General features: G+C 56.3%; 15 protein-coding genes and 1 tRNA gene. 5 read left to right on the top strand and 11 right to left on the bottom strand.

What is annotated here, in order from left to right:
• Window positions 1–6: 6 nt before the first annotated feature.
• From AC2FD9_RS12015 to AC2FD9_RS11980, 8 genes are all read right to left on the bottom strand, one after another.
• Window positions 7–2,169, bottom strand: coding sequence for a serine/threonine protein kinase (locus tag AC2FD9_RS12015; protein ID WP_496837052.1), 2,163 nt, complete (start codon window positions 2,167–2,169; stop codon window positions 7–9).
• Window positions 2,170–2,507: 338 nt separating this feature from the next.
• Window positions 2,508–3,794: a dynamin family protein gene (locus AC2FD9_RS12010; protein ID WP_108859664.1), complete on the bottom strand. Its 1,287-nt coding sequence runs from the start codon at window positions 3,792–3,794 to the stop codon at window positions 2,508–2,510.
• The gene (locus AC2FD9_RS12005; protein ID WP_496837050.1) at window positions 3,791–5,833 is read right to left on the bottom strand and encodes a dynamin family protein; all 2,043 of its coding nucleotides are present in this window, start codon (window positions 5,831–5,833) and stop codon (window positions 3,791–3,793) included. Before AC2FD9_RS12005 ends, AC2FD9_RS12010 begins: the two co-directional genes overlap by 4 nt.
• 66 nt (window positions 5,834–5,899) lie before the next feature.
• Window positions 5,900–6,760 (bottom strand): hypothetical protein, encoded by an 861-nt coding sequence (locus AC2FD9_RS12000; RefSeq protein WP_496837048.1) that lies wholly within the window; start codon window positions 6,758–6,760, stop codon window positions 5,900–5,902.
• A gap of 23 nt (window positions 6,761–6,783) precedes the next feature.
• A complete protein-coding gene (locus tag AC2FD9_RS11995; RefSeq protein ID WP_109311066.1) occupies window positions 6,784–7,185 on the bottom strand; it encodes a hypothetical protein in 402 nt (133 codons plus the stop codon).
• Between the two features lie 32 nt (window positions 7,186–7,217).
• Complete coding sequence (locus AC2FD9_RS11990) at window positions 7,218–8,933, bottom strand: dynamin family protein (RefSeq protein ID WP_496837046.1); 1,716 nt, start codon at window positions 8,931–8,933, stop codon at window positions 7,218–7,220.
• A gap of 8 nt (window positions 8,934–8,941) precedes the next feature.
• The gene (locus AC2FD9_RS11985; protein WP_496837044.1) at window positions 8,942–10,954 is read right to left on the bottom strand and encodes a dynamin family protein; all 2,013 of its coding nucleotides are present in this window, start codon (window positions 10,952–10,954) and stop codon (window positions 8,942–8,944) included.
• Between the two features lie 2 nt (window positions 10,955–10,956).
• The gene (locus AC2FD9_RS11980; protein ID WP_496706320.1) at window positions 10,957–11,352 is read right to left on the bottom strand and encodes a hypothetical protein; all 396 of its coding nucleotides are present in this window, start codon (window positions 11,350–11,352) and stop codon (window positions 10,957–10,959) included.
• A 785-nt stretch (window positions 11,353–12,137) separates the two neighbouring features.
• Here AC2FD9_RS11980 and AC2FD9_RS11975 point away from each other — a divergent pair.
• A tRNA-Leu gene (locus tag AC2FD9_RS11975) sits at window positions 12,138–12,222 on the top strand.
• Between the two features lie 212 nt (window positions 12,223–12,434).
• Here the strand turns inward: AC2FD9_RS11975 and AC2FD9_RS11970 are convergent.
• The 3 genes from AC2FD9_RS11970 to AC2FD9_RS11960 form a co-directional block, all read right to left on the bottom strand.
• On the bottom strand, window positions 12,435–12,632 hold the full coding sequence (locus AC2FD9_RS11970) for a hypothetical protein (RefSeq protein WP_282119378.1): 198 nt from the start codon (window positions 12,630–12,632) through the stop codon (window positions 12,435–12,437).
• Window positions 12,633–12,800: 168 nt separating this feature from the next.
• The gene (locus AC2FD9_RS11965) at window positions 12,801–13,958 is read right to left on the bottom strand and encodes an acyl-CoA dehydrogenase family protein (protein WP_496755908.1); all 1,158 of its coding nucleotides are present in this window, start codon (window positions 13,956–13,958) and stop codon (window positions 12,801–12,803) included.
• Window positions 13,955–14,578, bottom strand: coding sequence for a TetR/AcrR family transcriptional regulator (locus tag AC2FD9_RS11960; protein WP_496755910.1), 624 nt, complete (start codon window positions 14,576–14,578; stop codon window positions 13,955–13,957). The genes AC2FD9_RS11965 and AC2FD9_RS11960 overlap by 4 nt, the downstream gene beginning before the upstream one ends.
• A gap of 125 nt (window positions 14,579–14,703) precedes the next feature.
• On the opposite strand from AC2FD9_RS11960, the gene AC2FD9_RS11955 reads away from it, so the two are divergent.
• The 4 genes from AC2FD9_RS11955 (at window position 14,704) to AC2FD9_RS11940 (ending at window position 21,028) form a co-directional block, all read left to right on the top strand.
• Window positions 14,704–16,488 (top strand): acyclic terpene utilization AtuA family protein, encoded by a 1,785-nt coding sequence (locus tag AC2FD9_RS11955; protein WP_496837042.1) that lies wholly within the window; start codon window positions 14,704–14,706, stop codon window positions 16,486–16,488.
• On the top strand, window positions 16,488–18,107 hold the full coding sequence (locus AC2FD9_RS11950; protein ID WP_496837040.1) for an acyl-CoA carboxylase subunit beta: 1,620 nt from the start codon (window positions 16,488–16,490) through the stop codon (window positions 18,105–18,107). The genes AC2FD9_RS11955 and AC2FD9_RS11950 overlap by 1 nt, the downstream gene beginning before the upstream one ends.
• 55 nt (window positions 18,108–18,162) lie before the next feature.
• Window positions 18,163–20,136 carry an acetyl/propionyl/methylcrotonyl-CoA carboxylase subunit alpha gene (locus tag AC2FD9_RS11945; protein ID WP_496837038.1) on the top strand — a complete coding sequence of 658 codons (1,974 nt, stop codon included), beginning with the start codon at window positions 18,163–18,165 and terminating at the stop codon, window positions 20,134–20,136.
• A gap of 88 nt (window positions 20,137–20,224) precedes the next feature.
• Window positions 20,225–21,028, top strand: coding sequence for a TIGR03084 family metal-binding protein (locus AC2FD9_RS11940; protein WP_496837036.1), 804 nt, complete (start codon window positions 20,225–20,227; stop codon window positions 21,026–21,028).
• The last annotated feature ends 3 nt before the right edge of the window (window positions 21,029–21,031 follow it).

Genomic DNA, 21,031 nt, shown 5'->3' with positions numbered 1-21,031 from the left:
GTCAGATCACTCCTGCGCTAATGGCATGTCAGCATCCGTCTCGACGCCACTGCGCAAAACGCTGAAACGGGCCTGCGGCTGGTCTTCGGAAACGAGTTTGGCCAACAAAACATCAAGGCTGTCCGAGCTATCAATGCCAGTGCCAGAAATTGTCTCTGAGACCAGGACATCCCCTTCCTGCAAGCTGCCTGCCGCCTCCGGCGGAACCGAGCTTAGAACTGTTGTCCAACCCGCACCGTCTTTGTTCAGAATTGTGAAAACGTAGCCATTTTCCAAGCCGATCACGTGCATTGCGGGCAGTGCCAACAATCCGTTCTGAGGGCGGGTTTCACCCAATGTGCGATAGCGGGCAGAAACGCGGATGTAGCCGTCCGGGTCCACATTCAGATCGTTCAACACCTGAGCAGCAAAAGTCGTATCTGCCTGCACTGGCTTGCCGTTCAGAGTGAAGATCGTGGCGCCGCGCGTGACCCACTCACCCACAATTGACGCGTCCATATCCTGGTCAACACCAGTTATCGCAATCACGTTGCCGGTCGAAGCCCGGCGGCGTGATGTCTGAAACGGGATGTCTACGTCCCAGTGAGAGAATGCGATCTGCTGTTCTGCGAGGTTCACCGGTTCCGCCGGAACAGGCGGTGTCGGCTCGACGGTCCCGGCTTCAGCCGTTTCCGTCGCCGCAGCTTCTTCCTGCTCCGTGGCAACCGGATCTTCATGCGCCTGCTCGATAGGCTCTGGAGTGGGTGCGACCTCGGCCTGCGTGGTCTCAGTTGGTTCTGATGCCGGCTCCACTTCGGCTGCGGTCACTTGCTCGACCGGTTCCTGCTCGGATGTTTCGACTGCGGCGGTTTCCTCCACCGTTTCCGTTACTACGGGCGTTTGCGTCGATGCGGTGTCTTCGGCCGGAGTTTCCTCTCCGGACATCAGAAAGAACCCGCCCGCCGCCAAAGCGGCGACCACGGCCACACCCGCAACAATTTTGCCTGCACCACTGGACCCGCTTTTGACCACGGTATCCACCGCGACCGGAACTTCATCCTTCGATGTGAACGTGGCTAGCCCGTCGTCGTTCTTGTCCTCATTGCCCAGTGCAATGTCAGTGTTTCCGGCAAGCAATGCGGTGACAACGGCTTCGGCGTTTTCGCTTTCAGCCTTGATCCTGGCTTTCTCTTCTTCTTCGTCTTTTTGGTCCATCGCCACGATCACCGACACCGGCCGATAGTCAAAGCTGTCGAACATCACGCCGGGGCCGCGGAACATGCGTAGCCAATCTAATGCGGTCTGCAGGCGATCCGTTGCGTGAACTTCCATCGCCTTGTCAATGGCTTCCAGGAACCCGTCGGGGTAGCCTTCGATACGCCCCGCCAGCGGTGTGTAGGGGTCCGTCTGACCGTTGTTGAATGCGTTCAGGCGAGTCTGACCGTCGATCGGACGTTCGCCGCTGATGGCGTGATACAGGGTCGCCGCAAGAACATAGAGGTCACTGCTTGGCCCTTGTTCCGCGCCGCGTACATAAAACTCATGCGGCGAATAACCATCCTTGATAACCCGGAGGGTCATCAGCGCGGCGGACTGGTGCGCAGCCTGTTCGCGCGCGGCGCCAAAGTCGATCAGTACCGGATCACCATTTTCGTCGATCAGGATGTTGTCGGGCGAAATATCGCGGTGCAGCATGCCGCTTTGGTGGATGAAAGACACCGCCGACAGCATTTTTTCAGTGACCTGAACGATAAAGTCCGGGCCAGCTTTGTTTTTGGAATCTTCAACGTAGTCCAGCAGATCGCAGCCACGGATAAAATCCATCGCGATATAAGCGGTCTCGTTGTCTTCGAACACCTGATGAACGTCGACGATATTGGGGTGTACCAAGCGAGCGTGATTGCGTGCTTCGAGGATAAACAAGTCGATGATTGCGCGCAGATCGTCCTTGTAGTCCGGCTCGACCGGTTCAACCATATCGCCGTTACGACGGCAAAGGGCACCGGGATAGCACTCTTTGATCACAACTTCGCGTTCCAGACTGTCCCGCGCGAGATAGGTGATCCCAAATCCGCCATTGCTGATAAAACGCAGGATCTCGTACTGCCCGCGCAACAGCTTGGCGCCTGGTTGAAGACCTTCGATTTTCGGTTCGTCGTGCGTCGCGCCGACGGCCTGGTTGTGGCTCATTTCTTTCCGCCCGTTCTAATCGTTTTGCGGCTTACTTAACTGGGCTTTCAGCCCGCGAACTCACAACCAAACACAACCGCAGGACACTCATGTACGTTAGACGTTTCAAATTTGACTTTATTGGGGCCGCCCGATGGCTTCACTAAGAACCCAGCGCAAAGAAAATCTATATATCGTGCTCTTTCCCATACGAAAATCTAAATGTTGATTTTCTAGCGGCAATACTTGCGGACTGAGTGCCTGTTTTTTGCGGATTGGTCACTAAATCCGAAACAATAAACGCGCGATTCTGAGGGCTTCGAATCGCTGCATTGCGGCTCAATTAAAACGGGTAGGCGTCAGGTTCCGGTTTTTGCCTGAACGGAATCGACGCGGCTGCCGGCCCAGGCGAGGTTATCGCTGAGCTGGGCGAGGATGCTGATTGCATCCTTCAGTGGCGCGTCACCGCTTTCGAATTGCAGCAGCAAAAGAAGATCAGTGGCCTTTTCAAACTCACCGGGAATCCAGTCGGCTTCAGTGGCGATTTCGCCCCCTTGCTCCAGACGCTCTGCAAAATCTTCGACGATTTCCTGACAACTGTTCAGGAATGCGGCGGGTTCAATATCCGATGTCTCGCGCAAGTCGTCATAGATGCTGGCAATTGCCGCCAGCCAGTCTTCAAGGATCGGGTTTTCAAGCGGGGGAAGGGCGGATTCCAGCGTCGCATGAATTGAGGGCGCTTCGACCTGCGCTGGTTCAGCTTCTGCGATGTTCAGGCTGGCCAGAAACGGAAGAAACTCCTGCTCGATGTCATTTTGGGCAGCTTCCAAATCCTTCAAACGCCGCTCGGATGCGACTTGCAGGACCTGTTCGGCCAGATTTTGACCGCCACAGGTCTCCCACAGATCAAAATCAGGCTCGGGTTCTTGCGCCATAGCCTTGACGGCGACCGGTGTGCCAATGGGCACGACAGACCGGAAGAATTTACCTTTTTCTTTTTCCAACCGGTGCAGAACACGGTCCAGCGCGTCCCGAACCGGGGGGAGATCCGCGTGGGTTACGGCCAGCAAACTGTTCGAGCGCAACTCTTGCGGAACTTGTGCCCACAGGTGGCGCTCAGTCTCACGCCAGGCATTGGTTCCGTTCGTGCACCAGATGGCACAATCGACATAGGACAATAGGTCCAGAGTGGACTTGTAGGTGTCATCCAGGGCGCCGGTTCCCGGCAGATCGAATAATGAGATCTCTTGCAGGGCAGGGGTATTCAACCCAACCGAGATAAAATCAGGGTTATCAGCTGCGGCTTTTTCCAGCGCAATGCCGGAATAGACTTTGGGCTCTTTGTCCCACCAGCCAACCGTGGTTTCCGGTGCGTCCGCATAGGCCACGATGACCAATGGCAGTTTCAGATGCTGCGGACCCGTTGGCAGAATGTCCGCCCCGGCCAGCATGTTTGCGAGGCTGGATTTCCCGGCCCCGAATTCCCCGGCAAAACCGATATTGACCGCATTCGAAAGCCGTTCGGCATGGAACAAGGCGCGCTCGCGCATCTTGTCCAGACCGGCCTCTGACGGCAGGTTTTCGGTGGCGGTCAGGAAGCGTTCAAGCTTGCGTACTTCCTGTTCGGTTCCGGGAAATTCAATCATTCCGCAGCCTCTGCTAATTTCTTGTCCGCGCTATTGCCGCCGAATACCGCATCCAGATCATCTGCGACACGTTGCGCCTGATCGAATGCTGCCTGTGCTTCTGCACGAACATTGGTTTGGCCGGTTCCGACCCGTTGTTCAAGATGTCCGGCCAACAATGCCATATAATGGTCAAGAACGGTGTTCAGACGCTCAAGCAGATCGGCGCGCGCCGTGTCCACCAGATCGTCCCCGATCATTTCGAATTCCTGAACGATCATCCGCTCGGCCCGAGCGACCACACTTTTGCGCGAAATCAGCCGGGACAACCAGCTGACGCGCAATTCCACGGTGATGCCCCGGGTCAGTGCAGTGGTATCCGGACGGAACCACCGAACCGCACTGGTGTTCATCCGACTATCGGCCGGGTCCTGCCAGCCGGGCAGGGCGCGAAGCGCGGCATTGCTGTTCATGTCGACGGCGTAAAGTTCGCTGAGCATTCGCTGCCGCACCACCTGTGTTGCACCCTGAACCAGCTCGCGCATGCGATCCCGCAGCGGCGAAAAGTTCAATTCAGTGTCACCGCCCTTGGCCAACAAAGGGGAATCGCCATTCGGTCCGCGGACAACGGCGGAGACGGCTTCGGATACAGTGTCATCCATGACGCCGCGAAGATTGGCCAACACATCATCCATATCGTCAATGATCTGTGTGGTTTTTTGCGAAACCAGCGAGCGCAGCTCGGCCAATGTTTTGTCGTTTTCGTCGCCGTCGGTAATGTCGGCGGAGTTTTCGTCGTCAATTACGCGCAGATGGGCCTTAGACCGTTCCAGCTCACCTTGCGCAAAACTGTTAAGGTGCTGCCAGGCCATCTTGAGCTGTTCGTCACGGGGCCCTTGGGTCAAGGCGTGCGTAACGTGGCGGCGCAGATCGGGTAGACCAGAGGCGATCATTGCGGCAAAGCGCAAAACGCCCTCACGGCTGATTGGGCCGGGGCCCTGTTTGATCTCTTCTACACCGTCCAGATATTGCTTCATCTGCTCGGGGTGGGCGCGCAGCCAAGCCAGAACGTGATCGTGGTTCACGCCGGTATCGTCACCAGTCAAGGCATAATGGGCCCATTGGGCGCTGCCCATCAGAACATCAATGTCCGAGTTGCCCAGGGCTTTTTCCAAGCCATCCAACACGTCCGTCCGGACTTTTCCAGCGTCCTCAGCGCCGCCGCCCAGTTCGTCCACGCGGTTGATGAAGACGACGATCTGCCCCAGTTCCAGTGCCTGCATCAGGCGGAACAGCTTAAGATCCGCCCGGGACAGGGCCTGATGCGCGGACAATACAACAACAAAGAAATCGGATTCCTTGAGGTATTGGCGCGAGATTTCTTCGCGGATCAGCAGCGGGTCGTTGACGCCGGGCGTATCCGTGACCGTCAGCGGGAACGGAAAATGGCCAATGTCAAAGTAGACCTCGGCCTTGCGCGTAATGTCGCTGTACAGTCCCCGATCTGAACCGGGGTCGTATTCTTCGCTGTCGGTCGGATCGTCACCCGCACAAACATAACGGGCCAGATCGTCCGAGTTCAACTGCTCCAGATCGTGATGCTGACCCAGCAACTGCTCATAGCTGTCGCCCAATCGCAGTTGGGCGCGGGTTTTCATCGCGTCGACCTGTTCTTCGATCATCTCGCGTTTATAGCTGTCCTCGTCATCGGGGAACATGTTGCGCAGCTCTTCGCCCTCGGCGATCAGAGCCTGCCACTGACGGTTATCGAAGAAATGAAATTCGGCCCCTTGGGTTCGACCCGAGGGGTGACCGAAATGCATATCGGTGATTACGGTCGTCCACGGATTAACATCCGAGGGCAGGTATTCGGCCTGCCCCGTAAACCCATTGATTAGGCGGGACTTGCCAGCCTTGATTTGCCCGACAAATGCAATTGACGGTTTCAGATTTGATAGATCGCCTACAATGCGCGAAATAAACTGGCGGGTCTCGTCGTTGCTGACCCCGTTCATGTCTTCGGCGATTCGAATTAACTCACGACGGTTATTTTCACTCATACTGTTACCCTGGGTACTTGCAATCACAGATTGAATTAGTCGAAAAATTGAATATTACGGGCGCTATCATTTGGAACGCTCCGTCAGAGATGTCCACAGATTCACAATGGCGCCTAGCTTACGCGCCTCGTGAACGACCATGGAGAATTCCTTGCCGTCATTCAGGACGGCCAAACCAGAACCTTTACCGCCGGACGGACGCATGACGATCAGTTGCGGATGATCCAGCGCGGCGGCAGCGTCATCATCCCAGCCCGACAGGTCACGCGCGAACTGCGTCAGCAAAGTTTGATCTGCATGAAATGGCTGATCCTCACTACAATCGCCGTCTGACTGAACCATTCCCCCGTCTTCGGCTTTGACCTGGATGCGACCAACGGCCAAACGCTGGCTGCGCTGATAGAACTGGGTGGCCAAATCGCTGGCTTCGTCTGCTGCTTCCACATCATTTGCGGGTTCGGCAGTGTCCGGAACGACCGCTATGACGGGTTCAGCAGGCATTTCGATCATCGTGCAAGCACTAGCGATTTCGCTAAAAGTGATTCCGACATCGTCCGCTTCCAGCGTGGCGTCCGGCCGCAGGGATATCAGGTTGAGCGGTGCAGGCGCCGCGGCAATATCGGTTACCAACTGTGCCAATTGGCCAGCCAGCGTATCGCGCTCTTCGGTCTCAAAATCAGGCGCAACGCCGGACCGGACACGAAAGACATCAGTAACCCGAGAGCTGTTGACCTCAATCGCGAGACAATCGCCATTGGCAGCCGTAAACTCTAACCGGCGCGGCAAAACAGTGCCACGGATGGACTGCAACACCTTTTCGCGACGCTCAAGCGCAGTGTCACCAGCAAGCGCGACGGCTGGCTCCAGCCGGGCCACCGATGATCGCCCAATGTCCTCGAGCAAATCGAGTATGTTTGTATCCATCATGCCGTGACCCCCTCTGGTCCCGTCTAAACTGCGGCCGCGACGGGCCCCAGACTGAGATGCGATTTTGTCAGTGCCAATCCTACATTCGCGCTGTTGCGACAGATGTAGCAGACCACATGATCCGGATAGGCCTGCGTCCGCAAGAAAATGTTCAACCGATCCTTTGAAAACACCGCGATTTCCCCAAATCCCGGATTTTCGGTATCAGCATTACCCGATTTCCGCAGCAAGGCTTCAAAAGCACCCACGCCGCCGCCCTGAAACAGGTTCGCCACTGCAAGCGCAAGACTGTCCAGCACTTCGGCGTCCTCTTGATCGCGGACACTGGTCCCCAATAACATCCCTGTTTCCATGTCGACATACCCGGCTGCGACGCAATCGGGTATCGTTTCCATCGCAGATTTCAGTGCGGCTTCGATAGACATCGGGCTTCCCGTCCTTCTACTTTGGTTTCACGTTATAAAACATGCCATTCAGCCCCGCCCTTGTTCCCGGCTTTCGGAAGCGTTGAAACGTCTTTTTTTTCGTCACGGGCGCCGTGTTCAGCGGCGATCTTGTCGAACTCTTCCAAGAAGGCCATGAAAACCTTTTTCAGGCCTTCCGAGTCGTCGGGAAGATCCTCACCAGCTGTGATCTCGCGCCACATCGCCGATGCGCTGAGTGTTGATCCGGCCTCCACATTGAGCAGTTGCTCAAGCGATTCAGACTCGGCCTCCGCCTCGGATGACGTGCCGTTCGGCATATGCACGATCTGTGTTTCCATCAGGCCGCTGGTTTCAGGTTCCGGTTCGAATTCATCCGCCGCACCATCCGATTGCTCGGCGAGCAAGGCGGCGATGGAGGACACTGACACATCAGCGCTTTGCGCGTCTGCGCCGGGTTTGTCGGTCTCAACAGTTTCAGGTACGTCGGCCAGCTTGTCTCCAAGCGACGCCACAAAAGGATCCTGACCATCGGCGCTAACGTCCGATTGATCTGCTTCGACTTCGGCTTCCAGTTCCAGGGGCTCTTCTTCGTCGAGATCCTCGTCATCCAGTTCAAGAAACGCGTTTTCTTCGGAAGGGATCTCGACAACATCCGCCAAATTCAGAGGCTGACTTGGCGTTTCCCGGAAGAAAGAGCGTAGCTCGTCCTGATCTGTTTCGGGCGTGGTCTCTTCCGAGATCGCGGTCATTTCAGCCCGCAACCGTTCGGCCTCATCCGCGTCAATGCGGGGTGCGCGTTCAGTGTCGCCTGAGCGTGCCTCGACCCGGGCAGGACGGACCGGAAAGCTCGTAACGACTTCGTCCTGCAGATTTTCGTCCTGAACAGGATTGACCAGCTTTAGCGGGGCAGGCTGCTCTGCGCTCTCGCCGTGTTTGCGTGGGCGGATAGGTTGCACACTGGGCATATGGGCAAGGCTGTTGTCGATCTGGTAACGCGCCAGCATGTCTGCTCGGTTGTCCATGATCTGTTCGGTGATCTCAAGAAAGCTGTCCACCATCTTGCCGCCGCCACTGCGTCCCCACATTTCGGCGTCGCCACTCTTGTCGCGCGCGGTAATAGCATCGCGGGCCGAGAACAAAATCGATCGATTGAACAGATGCCCGGCCTCGCGGTTTACACGGCGCAACACCTTCTGACGGTCCTTCGTGCCCAGTGTATCCGCGCGGGTGACCAACAACAGCGAGTTGTGTTGCAACCGTTCCGGCAGCGCGACCCATGTCGCCCGTTCGGTCTCGCGCCAGGCCTGGGTGGCGTGTGTGCACCACAGCACCCCATTGGCTTGACCCACGGCGCGACGCCAGACATCGGTTGAAATCTTGGGGTCCGAAATGCCGGGCGTGTCTATCAGATCGACCGCCTCGAGAATGTCGGATTCAAGGAAAATACGAACGAATTGAGCGTCATTGACGCCGACGGATTCCAACGCATCTAGCTCGATGTTTTCGCGTTTGCCGTCATGGCGTTGTACATATGCAGATTGCTTGCCCCAGCTGAACCAGACGGGCGGCAACTGCGTGGCAGTCACCTGAGTCGGCAGCGTGTGCGACCGAAGCAGAAAGTTGATCAGCGTCGATTTGCCAGCGCTGAACTCTCCCATAAGCGCAAAGATCGGCTTGCGGCGGGACCACTGCTCAATGCGTTCCCATGCCTTGGGCGAGACGAAACGGGTTTGTGAGTCTTTTGCCATATCGCTACTTATGCTGCCTCGTTACTAAGATCTTTCAGGATGTCGCCCAGAATATCGTCACGCGATTTCTGTGGTGCCAGTCCTGCCATCAGAGCTGCGTTGCGGCTTGGGTCACTCTCGGCCGAAGCCGAAATGCTAAGCAACGTCTCTTTCTGCTCGCGCATGAAATCCGACAGGATCGCGCGAACGTTTTCCAACACGGCTGCGACCTGATTTTCCTCGATGTCCTTGGTGATCGAATTCGCCTCGGACGCGATCAGGCGCGTATAGTCGGCTGCATAGGCTTCGAACCCTTTGCGGCGCTGCCACCAGCGACGCCACCAGGTGCTTTGCAAGTCCAATGCGATTGTTCGTCCAATTCCGAGTGGGGGTGGGACACGCGGAACAATGGGTGCTTCGATACTGAACTCACCCAGGTGGTTGCCCAGTATCTTCTGATACAGCGTCTCAATATCTGCGGCCGCCGTGTTGTACAGCGCACCTGCTTCTTTGCGCATCGACCGCGCAAAGCTGAAATACGCTGCCTTTTGCAAGGTCCGCAGACCCGCCGGGTCATACTGCCACGTGCCTTGTTCGCCGTTCCGCTCAAGGTGGGCAATCAGCGAATCCGTTGCACGTTTGACAAAGTTGGCTTCCGCTGAATTCAGTCTCTCCAACACCTTCGCACGTAAGGATGCGGTCAGTTCAGCTACTTTCTTTTCGTATTGATCCGAGAGTGTGGCGATCGCGTCCTCCGGCGATACACCATCCAGATCACGCACAAGACCTTCACCGCCCGAAAGGGTCTTGGCAACGGCCGTGGCGCGGATTTGGCTGGCTATGTTGCGGGCGCGGTGGCGGACGCGATCCAACAAACGGGTGCCCGCGCCTTCGGCGATGCGCTCGTTCATGGCCAACAACAAATCGGGCAGGCCGGACAGCGCCCAGATTTTGTCGAGCGAGGGTGCCTGATCGCCAAAACCGGCGGCCAGATAGAACGTGTTCAACGCCTCGCGGGATTCATCGGACAGAATCTCGGGGTTGCCCGTCAACGCGGCCTCAGCCCACAATGCGCTGCCAAAGACAACGCTGGTATTGGCATCGATATTGTTCTGCTTGAGTGTGTCCTGAATACGGTCACGGATTTCGGGGACCTGATTGACTGGATCAGCCAGTTCGTCAATTCGGTTCACAAACAGGATGATCTGCCGGTTCTCGAACTGGGCGATAATCCGCATTAGCGCCATGTCCATAGTTGTAAGCGCCTGGCTGGCAGCCAGAACAACAACGCAGACCTCAGATCCGCGCAAGCTGCGCAGGGTGATCTGTTCGCGGACCATAAAGGTATCGTTGACACCCGGCGTGTCGCACAGTTTCAACGCAATCGGGTATTGCGGAATGTCCATATACAGTTCCGCCGACTTCGTCACATCGGCGAACCGCCCGGTCTTGGGGTTGATGTCCGGGTCATCTTCGTCGCCCAGACAGACATAGCGCTGGATCAGCTCTTCGTCGAAGTAATCATATTGATGGCTCTGCCCCAGAATCAGGTCGAAATGCTGGCCCAATCTGGATTCGGATTTAGCCTTCATCTCGCCGATCTGGCGGCGAATGTCATCCATCTCGTCATCGGCGCCGGCGCGATTTGCCAGCTCACCCAGACGGCCGCCGCCGACCATCAGGTTGTCCCATTCTTCTTGTTCAAAGAAGGTAAACTTGGCGCGTTTGTCGCCTTCGGTACGGGTGTTGATGTTCAACGTGGTCACCACCGATGTCCACGGGTTCACATCCGATGGCAGCAGGGCGGGGCGCCCAGCCAAGATGTTCACGATCGAAGACTTGCCGGCCTTGACCTGCCCGACCATCGTAACGCTGGCCGAGAAATTCTCCATCCGCGTCTTCAGCGTGGCAAGGCGGGCGGACGAGCGCGCATCCGCCACCTCTGTCAATTGATCAATCTGTGCGGTCAGCGAGTTCATCGCTGACGTCATGGGCGTCAGTGCCTCATTGCCAACTGACAAAAGATGGTCGTTGCGCGCCATGTTCAGCCTCCGGTTCCTGTCGCGGCCAACGTGTCTGTTGGCGTGCTGGTCATGGTGTCGATTCGGGCGATCAGATTCAGCGCATTGCCCAGGATAGCGGCTTCGGCGCCCGGCGAAATCGACTCGAAGGTGTGGCAATCCGCCAAAACTTCGATCGAGCTGAAGCGCTCGCTATTTTCAAGGCGGGCAAGACGACGCCCGGTCGGAAAACCCTCGGATTTGGTTTCGGGCAGCGGCATACGCGAGTTTGCAAGCAAGTATTGCCGCCCCGAGCGTGTGCGCAACGAGACGCCAAACCCGGTGTTTGGATGGTCGCGGTTCAGGGATTTGAGTTCGCCAAGAAAACTTTCACGCGCAAGACCAACGGCTTCTTGCTCGGCAGCAGCGGAGTTCATCATATTGGTCACGTTTCAGACCCTTGTACTGGAGTTGAGCGAAAAAACTCGTACAGCGCCCGAAGGCAAAAAAGACTCATTAACTCCTTATGCCTATAAGCGGCTTTCAAGGCGGTCTTATTTTGACGCGAATAAGATTTTTTGGCGTTTGAATTGTGTCGCAATTGTGGTCGGCGGTATTTTTAAACCACAACTTACGAGCGTATTTTCGGCATCGATGTAGACAGCGCCATTTGTCGTTTGCAGCATTCAAGAGGACAAAACTTGCAACGGCGCAAATGTGCGATACTTTTGAGGGCGGATTTAGTAATTTGTTAATAAAAGTCAATTAGCCATCTCTTTTGAACCCAACCCAACATAATTTACGCAGAGGACGTCTGTAAAATTTGTGTTTGTTGGAATCGTCTTTGGATTCTCACCATTGCAGGGTCTTAAATGAGAGGCACTTTACTCAACGTTAGATAGTTTTCAAACTGTCACCAAAAGGACCTGAATGTTGCTAAATGCAAAACAATGAAATTGAAAAAAATTGACCTGGGAATCTTTTTTATCTGCTCGGAAAACGCCAATAATCAGACTGCTTTCCTGCCGCGAACAGCAACATATGAGAATAACCTGCATCCTGCTTGGCAGCGGCGTCCAGCACACATCTATGTGCACGGCGGTCAGTTCAGAAGCATGTTCCGCCGATGTCATCAATAATCTTGTGCACAACTCAATTTTACCTCTCGCACTCCGCAGCAAGCTTTGCTATTCACGCCGACATTCTGGCACTGAGTGCTTGGGTTGCGGGTGTGGCGAAATTGGTAGACGCACCAGATTTAGGTTCTGGCGCCGCAAGGCGTGGGGGTTCAAGTCCCTCCACCCGCACCATATCGTTTCAGAGAATTTTCCATTCCGGATCGCATTTGCGGGCATTCAGGCAATCGATAAAGTTCTATAATGGATAGCCGACTGGATTTTGACACCTGAACAGTCGGGTGCGTTCGCGAAGCGAACGATAAGGTGACTGCACCCATAGTGAAAACACCGGTCTCCATGTCTTGGAACGGCGGGTTGCATGGCCTTCTTTTCAGAACGTGTTGTCAGGAGAACAGGTAGTAGGTCGTTGGGGACGTGGCCAAAATAGCCAACGCAGCGACTAGCCAAACCAAAACACAAACCCAGTAGGTTCCCGGTTTTTCGGCACGGGTTACCCGTTCCCACAAGTAGGTCGAACCAAATGCCAAGTCTCTGATAGCCCATATCAACAAGCCAAGCCCCACATAGAACCAAATATCCATAATTCCCTCGCATGATGAGTTTGGTGCAATTTAGATTGTCATAAATGATTGCGCAATTGTGCATTGATCATTTACGGACAATTGCCAGGAAAAGAACTTGTCTAAGGCTGGCCTGTCGGCGACCTCTTCACGTTCATAGTACGCGCATGCGGACCCGCAACGTCGCCGCTATTGCCCGGCCAATCCCATCTGGCGCACGGCCAGATCGCGCAATATCTCTTCGGATCCGCCGCCAATTGCCATTACTTTGATTTCGCGCCAGACACGCTCGACAGGGTTACCCAGCATGTAGGCGGCACCGCCAAAGATCTGCATCGCTTCGGAAGCAACAAATTGCAGCGACGTCGTGGCCTGAACTTTGGCCTTGGCAATTTCGGCGACAGGCATCAGGCCCTGCTCGATCGCCCAGCAGATCCGCTCGATATATGCCTCATTCATATCTAACCGGGCGGACATTTCTGCAAATTTGTGGCCAATGACCTGATGTTCGACCAGTCGCTTGCCGAATGTCTCGCGTTCCCGTGCCCAGTCCAGCGCACTATCGTAGCATAGTTTCATCATTCCCAACGAAGCGGATGTCAGGCCAAGCCGTTCAAAGTTAAAATTGTTCATGATTGCGATGAAGCCCCTGTTCTCAGGCCCCAACAGCGCAGTAGAATCCAGCTCGCAATCATCGAAATGCAGCGTTGCTTGCTGTGAACTGTGCCAGCCCATCTTGCCACCCAAAGGTGTACGGCTGAATCCGGTCGCGTCATGAGGGACTAAAAACAACGAAATGCCGGTCAATCCTGGGCCACCGGTACGGGCACCAACCACAAACCATTCGGCATCCATCCCCCCGGTGATATAGGTCTTTTCCCCGTTCAGAATCCATTTGCCGCCTTTGCACTCGGCCCTTGTTTGAATATTGGCAACGTCCGACCCTGCGCCCGGTTCGGTGATCCCAAGGGCCGACATCATGCGCCCCGAGATGATCTCGGGCAGCACTTTTTGTTTGAACTCCTCGGAAGCGAATTTCGCAATTGGGCTGATTGAAATCGTGCGTCCCCCTACGGCGGCTCCGATACCGGATGCCCCACAACCAAACAGGATTTCGCTATAATCATGGCGCATAAAGGCGTTGTCGAAACCCAGGCCGCCATATTCCTCATCGATCCCAAAGCCATATACTCCGAACTCAGCAATTGCTGCATGCAGTTCCCATGGGACGCTGCGATCCGCCTCCCATTGCTCAATATTAGGTTTGATTTCGGCATCGACAAACCGCTGGAAATTCCCGCGGAAAGCTTCGCGTTCAGGGGTCATGAAAGGGGATGGCAGGGTCATTCGACCTCCTCGACGTCATTTTCGGGCAATACCTGAAGCTGGCTTTCCATCATGCGAGCAAAGCGATCCATCATCTGCGTAAGGTATTCTGGCGACGAAACAAATTTCTCATGCAACAACAAACCACGCAGGAAATTCCGGGCGATGCTCCACAACAATTCAGTGTCGTCACGGTTGCCTGTTGCGCTGACATACCGGGCTGAGATCAGGCTCAGGTTCGATTTGTCCCATTCTCTTAGGCTCTGTTCAAGCATTCCGAACAGTGCTGGGTCGGTTCGGCAAGCAACCAGAATCTCGACTATGGCACGTCCGCCTGCGGAATTTACGATATTGGCCCAGGCGGACATAATCAGATCATAGACGGGCTGAGGGGCGCGATCATGTGGCCAGAGCGGGTTTTGCACATTGCCCAGCAGTCGCATCGCGGTAGCTGCGACCAGGGCCTGTTTCGTGGGGAAGTGATGCGTAATTGCCCCGCGTGAGATGCCCGCCTTGGCTTGCACCTTGGCAAAAGTAGTCTCGGCATACCCAAGGTGATCCAGACAGGTGACCGTCGCATTGCAGATTTTGGCCTGCATATCCCGGGACCTTTGATCCTGGACCGAGGGTTTTTTTGGCATCGTATCCGTCATCTTCCGTCGCGTCGCAGTGGCAAATCTTCGTTGACCAAGGAGGTCAGTTGATCATAAAAACAGAACAGTCGGTCTGTAAACTGCAGATCGTACCCAAGCGGGAGAGACGTGGCGTGACACATTCTCTGCGGATCGGAGGAGCAAGTGGTTTTTGGGGGGAAGCCCCTCATGCGACACAGCAATTGCTGCGTGCCCCTCAGATTGACTTTCTAGTCTACGACTACCTGGCCGAAATCACCATGTCGATCATGGCCCGAGCCCGCCTTATAGACCCCCAAATGGGATATGCGGTGGATTTCGTCTCTGACGTAATGGCCAAAAATTTAACCCAGATCGCCGAGCAAGGGGTCAAGGTGTTGTCAAATGCAGGCGGGGTCAACCCAGTTGCCTGTGCTGGTGAATTACGTCGCAAATCTGCTGAATTGGGATTGAACTTGAAAGTTGCAGTGGTCGAAGGCGACGACTTGCTGCCGCGTGTTGCTGAGTTTGTCGATCGGATTGAGATGTTTTCCGGTGCGCCGATGCCACCGACCGAAAAGATCGCCTCGGTGAATGCTTATATTGGGGCAGGGCCGATATTGGCGGCGCTGCACGCCGGGGCTGACATCGTCATCACAGGCCGCTGCGTCGACAGCGCACTTACGTTGGCCGCGTGCATGTATCATTTTGGATGGCGGCACGAGGACCACAACTTACTGGCTGCCGGGTCGCTTGCGGGGCATCTGCTGGAATGTGGACCCCAAGCCACTGGCGGGAATTTCACGGATTGGGAAATGGCGGGGGATATCGCCCAAATTGGCTATCCGATTGTCGAGGTAAGCGCAGATGGCGGGTTGGTCCTGACCAAGCCGAAGGGCACGACGGGATGTGTGGCCCCAGCTTCGGCCTGCGAGCAGATGCTGTATGAGATCGGCGACCCGCAGTCCTATATTCTGCCTGACGTGATTTGCGACTTTTCCAATGTCAGGATTGAGCAATCCGAGCCAGACCATGTAACCGTTTCGGGTGCAAAAGGCCGCGCGCCGACCGGGCAACTCAAAGTGTCCGCCACCTGGGCGGATGGCTATCGCGCGGGCATGACGATTCTGATCAACGGGCGTGAGGCACGACAAAAGGCGAAGACTTTTGCCCAAGCGGGGTTGGATCGCGCGCGCGCTGTCCTGCAACGGATGGGCACCCCCGACTATCGCGAGGTGTCGTTTGAAACCTTCGGAGGTCGGCCTGGCGACGGCGATTACGAAGAGATCTCGTTCAAGGTAGCCGTGAAACACGATGACCCTCGCGCGGTTGGCGTATTCCTGCGTGAAATGACCGGGTGCGCACTGGCCGCACCGCCGGGGTTGCACATCTTTACCGGAGGAGGGCGTCCAAAGCCCTCGCCAGTCGTTGCCCTGTTTTCCTTCTTGGTGCCAAACAACACGCTGACCTATTGCGTAACGATGGATGGGGACGATATCGCATACAATCCGCCGAAAACGTCCCCACAAGACCCGGAACCTGTCCCGGCAAAAGCCCCGGAAATAGCCGACGAAAAGGTGACCGAGTGGATCACATGCCCCTTGGAAGATTTGGCCTGGGCTAGATCTGGAGACAAAGGCGACGCCGCAAACATTGGGGTCATTGCACGTCATGCTACCTTTTTGCCCTACATTTGGGCCGCGCTGACCGAAGCGACGCTGGCAGATGTTTTTTCTAACCACCTATCTGGCAGGGTCGAACGGTTCTATCTTCCAGGAACGCATTCCATGAACATTCTGCTGCACAATGCGCTGGGTGGCGGTGGCGTCGCCTCGTTGAGCAACGACGCGCAAGGCAAGAGTTATGCCCAGATATTGCTGGCCACACCGATCAGGATTCCTGCAGAGTTATTCTCATATCCCGAGCGAGGAGAAAGCTGATGGGTTTTGTCAGTAAAGTCGTCCGCGATTCTGACAGCTTTGCCAAGAACCGAGCCGATATGCTGGCTCTTGTCGACGAGATGCGCGCGCTTGAAGCGCGTCCTGTCGCCCTGTCAGAGAAACGGCGCGAACGGATGGAAGCCCGGGGGCAGATCACACCCCGTGACCGTTTGGCCCAACTGTTGGATCCTGGCATGCCTTTTTTGCAACTGCACGGGTTGGCGGGCTACTGCGTCGATACATGCGATCCTGAGCAATCGGTTCCGGGCACGTCATTGGTCATCGGCATCGGCTTCATCTCGGGCGTGCGCTGCATGATCATCGTCGACGATTCAGGGATCAAGGCCGGCGCGATGGTCGAGATGTCAGCTGCGGCCTTCCTGAGCGCGCAAGACATGGCATTGAAACAGAACCTGCCTTTTGTGCATCTTGTCGAAAGCGCCGGTGCAAACCTGATGGAATACAAGGTCGAATTCTGGGCCAATGGCGGCAAACTGTTCCGCAATCTGGCCCGCCATTCGGCCGCAGGGCTGCCCAACATTGCAGTGCTGCACGGCCCGTCAACCGCCGGTGGGGCCTATATGCCCGGCCTTGCAGACTATGTCGTTGGCGTGAAGAACAACGGCATGGCCGCCTTGGCCGGTGCCGCCTTGGTTCACGCGGCGACGGGCGAAAAGGCCAATGACCGTGATCTGGGCGGGTCCGAGATGCATGCCACCACATCCGGGCTGGTCGACTATCTGGCCGAGGATGATGCGCACGGTATCGAAATGGCGCGGAACGTGATGGCCCGGCTGGATTGGAACAAATCCTTGCCTGTGCGTCGCAGCAAAGAAGTGCAGCCACCGAAATATGATGCGGATGAGATCGCAGGCATTGTTCCAACAGATTATCGCGTTCCCTATGACGTCCGCGAGGTTGCGGCCCGCATAGTAGACGGCTCGGATTTTGAGGATTTCAAGCCCGAATATGGCTCAGCGACTGTCTGTTTGCAGGCCGCAATCAATGGTATCGCTGTGGGTATTCTTGGAAACAACGGGCCACTGGACCCTGCAGGCGCGAACAAAGCCGCACAGTTTATCCAGTTATGTGGTCAGGCCGATATTCCCCTTATTTTTCTCAATAATATCACAGGGTTCATGGTCGGCACCCAATATGAACAAAGCGGCATGATCAAGCATGGGGCCAAGATGATCCAGGCCGTTACGTCGGTCGATGTGCCCAAGATCACGCTCTATGTCGGGGCAAGTTTCGGGGCCGGCAATTACGGGATGTGCGGCTACGCCTATGACCCGGACTTCCTGTTCGCCTGGCCCAATGCGGCAACGGGCGTGATGGGAGGTGAGCAAGCCGCCGGGACGATGGAACTGGTTGCGCGCGCAGGGCTCAAACGCAAAGGGATCGACCCCGACGAAGCCAAACTGACTGCGCAAAAGGCAGCGATCACAGCACATTTCACACGACAGGAGAATGCATTTTACACCTCGGGCCGGTGTATCGATCATGGCGTCATCGACCCCCGCGACACGCGGCGTGTGCTGGGTTTTTGCCTTGAAACCTGCCTTGAGGGTCGCGCGCGAACGGTCAAACCCAGTTCGTACGGGGTGCACAGGTTCTGACCATGCTGCATTACTCACCAAATCCACATCCAAGACAGATAGCAGAGGCTGAGGCATGACATTCGACACGCTTCTCGTTGCCAATCGTGGGGAAATTGCCGCGCGTATCATGCGAACCGCCCGGTCGCTTGGCCTGCGCACAGTGGCCGTTTATACAAGCGCTGACGCTCGGGCACCCCATGCCGAACTTGCTGATGAGGCAGTTTGGATCGGTGAAGGGCCGATTGGTGCCAGCTATCTGAACGCAAAAAAGATCATTGCTGCGGCTCAGGAAACTGGGGCAGGGGCGATCCACCCGGGCTATGGGTTTTTGTCCGAAAATGCGGGTTTTGCAGCGGCAGTCGAGGCCGCGGGTCTGACTTTTATCGGACCCGATCCCGAAGCGATCCGGCTGATGGGCGACAAGGCCGTCGCCAAACGCCTTATGATTGGCGCGGGCGTTCCCTGCGTTCCAGGGTATGAAGGCGATGATCAATCGGGTGCCGCACTGGTCGCTGAAGCGAGCAAAATCGGTTTTCCCATCATGGTCAAAGCCGCAGCTGGTGGCGGTGGACGCGGAATGCGCGTGGTCCAATCTGCCGACGCTCTTTCTGAGGCGATTTCAATCGCAAGATCCGAGGCCGAGAGCGCTTTTGGATCCGGCGAACTGATCCTTGAGAAAGCGATCGGTGATGCGCGCCACATCGAATTTCAGGTTTTTGCCGATGGGTGCGGGAACGTAATTCATCTGGGCGAAAGGGAATGCTCGGTTCAGCGTCGCCACCAAAAAGTCATCGAAGAAGCCCCAAGCCCGGTCATGACGACAGAGTTGCGCGCAAAAATGGGGGCTGTGGCGACTGAGGCGGCCCGTGCGGTGAGCTATCGCGGCGCCGGAACCGTGGAGTTTCTTTTGGAACCGTCCGGCGTGTTCTATTTCCTTGAAATGAACACCCGACTGCAGGTTGAGCATCCTGTGACCGAGATGGTCACTGGCCTCGACCTAGTGGCGCTACAGATTGCTGTCGCGCAGGGTGACGCCCTTCCAATCTCTCAGGAAGACGTCACCATGAACGGTCACGCCATCGAGGCGCGGCTTTATGCCGAAGACCCTGCTAACGGATATCTGCCGGCGACCGGTCCAATTGATTTCTGGCAGGCTGCGTCCGGTCCCGGAATGCGTGTGGATTTCGGCATTCAGCAGGGACAAGAGGTATCGCCTTTCTATGACGCCATGCTTGCAAAGATCATCGCGCACGGCCCAACCCGCGAAACGGCACGTGCGCGGCTGATCAAGGCTGTGAATGAAACTATTTTGCTGGGAACGGTGACAAATTCGCGGTTTCTTGCAGATGTGCTGCAGCACAGAGATTTCATTGCCGGCGATGCAACTACAACATTTCTGGATCGGACCTACCCCCGGGGCTTTCCTGCGTACCGCGTAACTGCGCCGGACATCGCCTTGGCTGCTGCGCTGTTGTTGGATGCGGATCAGGCCGGCGCAAGGGCTGCGGCGGGCTATGTCTCAGCCGAACAGCTGGGTTGGTCCAGCGCGGCGTTACCGCCGTTCGCCGTGACGCTTGCCTATGGTGACGAAGAGATACAAGCGCACGCACTCTCTCGCCCCGATGGATGGACGGTATGGGTTGAGGGCAACGCGTATGATGTCTCGTTTATCAAGCGCAGCAGCGGGAAGGTCCGGGCACGCATAAATGATAACACCGTCGACGCCACCGCACACATAACCCGCGACACAGCCCAGATCGCCATCGGCGCCGAGCGCCTGACGTTTCGACGCCTGCGTCCCGGTGCATTGGATGCGGGAACGATCGCTAGCGGTCGCGTCACCGCCCCCATTCCGGGTGCCCTAGTCGAGGTGGCGGCAAGACCCGGTCAAAGCGTTTCCAAAGGCGATTGTCTGGCCGTTCTCGAAGCCATGAAGATGCAACACCAGATCACTGCCGCCGTTGCTGGCGTCATCACCTCTGTCCACGTTGAGGTCGGGCAACAGCTGAGCGCGGGGGATGTGATGATCGAGATTGACGAAATATAGATAGAATTGGGTGTGTGTCGGTCACCGCCGCTCAGACACTGCATCCGGGGACATCGGATAGGCAAACACAAAATTGAGGGAACAAGCAGTGCAACAGGCAACGGATTTTCTGCAAGAAAGCGAGGCATTGTTTGCCATTCTGGACGATATTTCGGGTGATCAATGGGAAGTGCCAACTCAGTTCAAGGGGTGGACGCTGAACGATGTTCTGGTGCATCTGCACTATTGGAACCAGATGGCAGATCTGTCGCTTCAGAACCCCGACGCGTTCACTGCGCGCATTGGGGCATTGCTTGTCAAAGCCAAGGCCGAAGGGCTGCGCGCAGCCGAGAACGAAGCGATCCTGCTGCGTGGGAACGAGCTGCGCGATTCCTGGCGGACACTTTATACAGATATTGGTACACGTTGGGCCGATCTCGATCCCAAGCGCCGGGTGAAATGGGCCGGTCCGGATATGTCTGTACGCTCGTCGATCACGGCCCGTCAGATGGAGACTTGGGCACATGGGCAAGAGGTTTTTGACGTTCTTGGTGTCGAGCGCGTCGAACATGACCGGGTCAAGAACATCGTCATTCTGGGTGTGAACACGTTTGGCTGGGCCTATCAGGTCAACGGCAAACCTGTGCCCGAGGCGATGCCGCGGCTTGAACTGACCGCGCCATCCGGAGCCTTGTGGGAGTTCGGTGAACGGGGGGACAATCGGATAACAGGCCCTGCGGTAGAGTTTGCACAGGTCTCAGCCCAAACCCGCAACATCGCGGATACATCGCTGAAGGTGGAGGGGCCGGTTGCTGCCGAATGGATGTCAATCGCCCAGTGTTTTGCCGGTGGTCGCGAAACGCCTCCTGCACCGGGCAGCCGTCACCGCGCTCGGGGCGCGCAGATCGCGTGAAAG

Source organism: Ruegeria sp. YTSC230 (assembly GCF_059609665.1).
Note: the sequence above shows the minus strand (reverse complement) of the source record. Positions and strands in the feature narration are given on the sequence as shown.

What these genes read in the sequence shown, in the direction of transcription:
- AC2FD9_RS11950 (WP_496837040.1), top strand. Translation starts at nt 16,488, where the DNA reads ATGGGTTTTGTCAGTAAAGTCGTCCGCGATTCTGACAGCTTTGCCAAG.
- AC2FD9_RS11965 (WP_496755908.1), bottom strand. Translation starts at nt 13,958, where the DNA reads ATGACCCTGCCATCCCCTTTCATGACCCCTGAACGCGAAGCTTTCCGC.
- AC2FD9_RS12000 (WP_496837048.1), bottom strand. Translation starts at nt 6,760, where the DNA reads ATGATGGATACAAACATACTCGATTTGCTCGAGGACATTGGGCGATCA.
- AC2FD9_RS11945 (WP_496837038.1), top strand. Translation starts at nt 18,163, where the DNA reads ATGACATTCGACACGCTTCTCGTTGCCAATCGTGGGGAAATTGCCGCG.
- AC2FD9_RS11980 (WP_496706320.1), bottom strand. Translation starts at nt 11,352, where the DNA reads ATGATGAACTCCGCTGCTGCCGAGCAAGAAGCCGTTGGTCTTGCGCGT.
- AC2FD9_RS11990 (WP_496837046.1), bottom strand. Translation starts at nt 8,933, where the DNA reads ATGGCAAAAGACTCACAAACCCGTTTCGTCTCGCCCAAGGCATGGGAA.
- AC2FD9_RS11985 (WP_496837044.1), bottom strand. Translation starts at nt 10,954, where the DNA reads ATGGCGCGCAACGACCATCTTTTGTCAGTTGGCAATGAGGCACTGACG.
- AC2FD9_RS12010 (WP_108859664.1), bottom strand. Translation starts at nt 3,794, where the DNA reads ATGATTGAATTTCCCGGAACCGAACAGGAAGTACGCAAGCTTGAACGC.
- AC2FD9_RS11960 (WP_496755910.1), bottom strand. Translation starts at nt 14,578, where the DNA reads ATGCCAAAAAAACCCTCGGTCCAGGATCAAAGGTCCCGGGATATGCAG.
- AC2FD9_RS11970 (WP_282119378.1), bottom strand. Translation starts at nt 12,632, where the DNA reads ATGGATATTTGGTTCTATGTGGGGCTTGGCTTGTTGATATGGGCTATC.
- AC2FD9_RS12015 (WP_496837052.1), bottom strand. Translation starts at nt 2,169, where the DNA reads ATGAGCCACAACCAGGCCGTCGGCGCGACGCACGACGAACCGAAAATC.
- AC2FD9_RS12005 (WP_496837050.1), bottom strand. Translation starts at nt 5,833, where the DNA reads ATGAGTGAAAATAACCGTCGTGAGTTAATTCGAATCGCCGAAGACATG.
- AC2FD9_RS11995 (WP_109311066.1), bottom strand. Translation starts at nt 7,185, where the DNA reads ATGTCTATCGAAGCCGCACTGAAATCTGCGATGGAAACGATACCCGAT.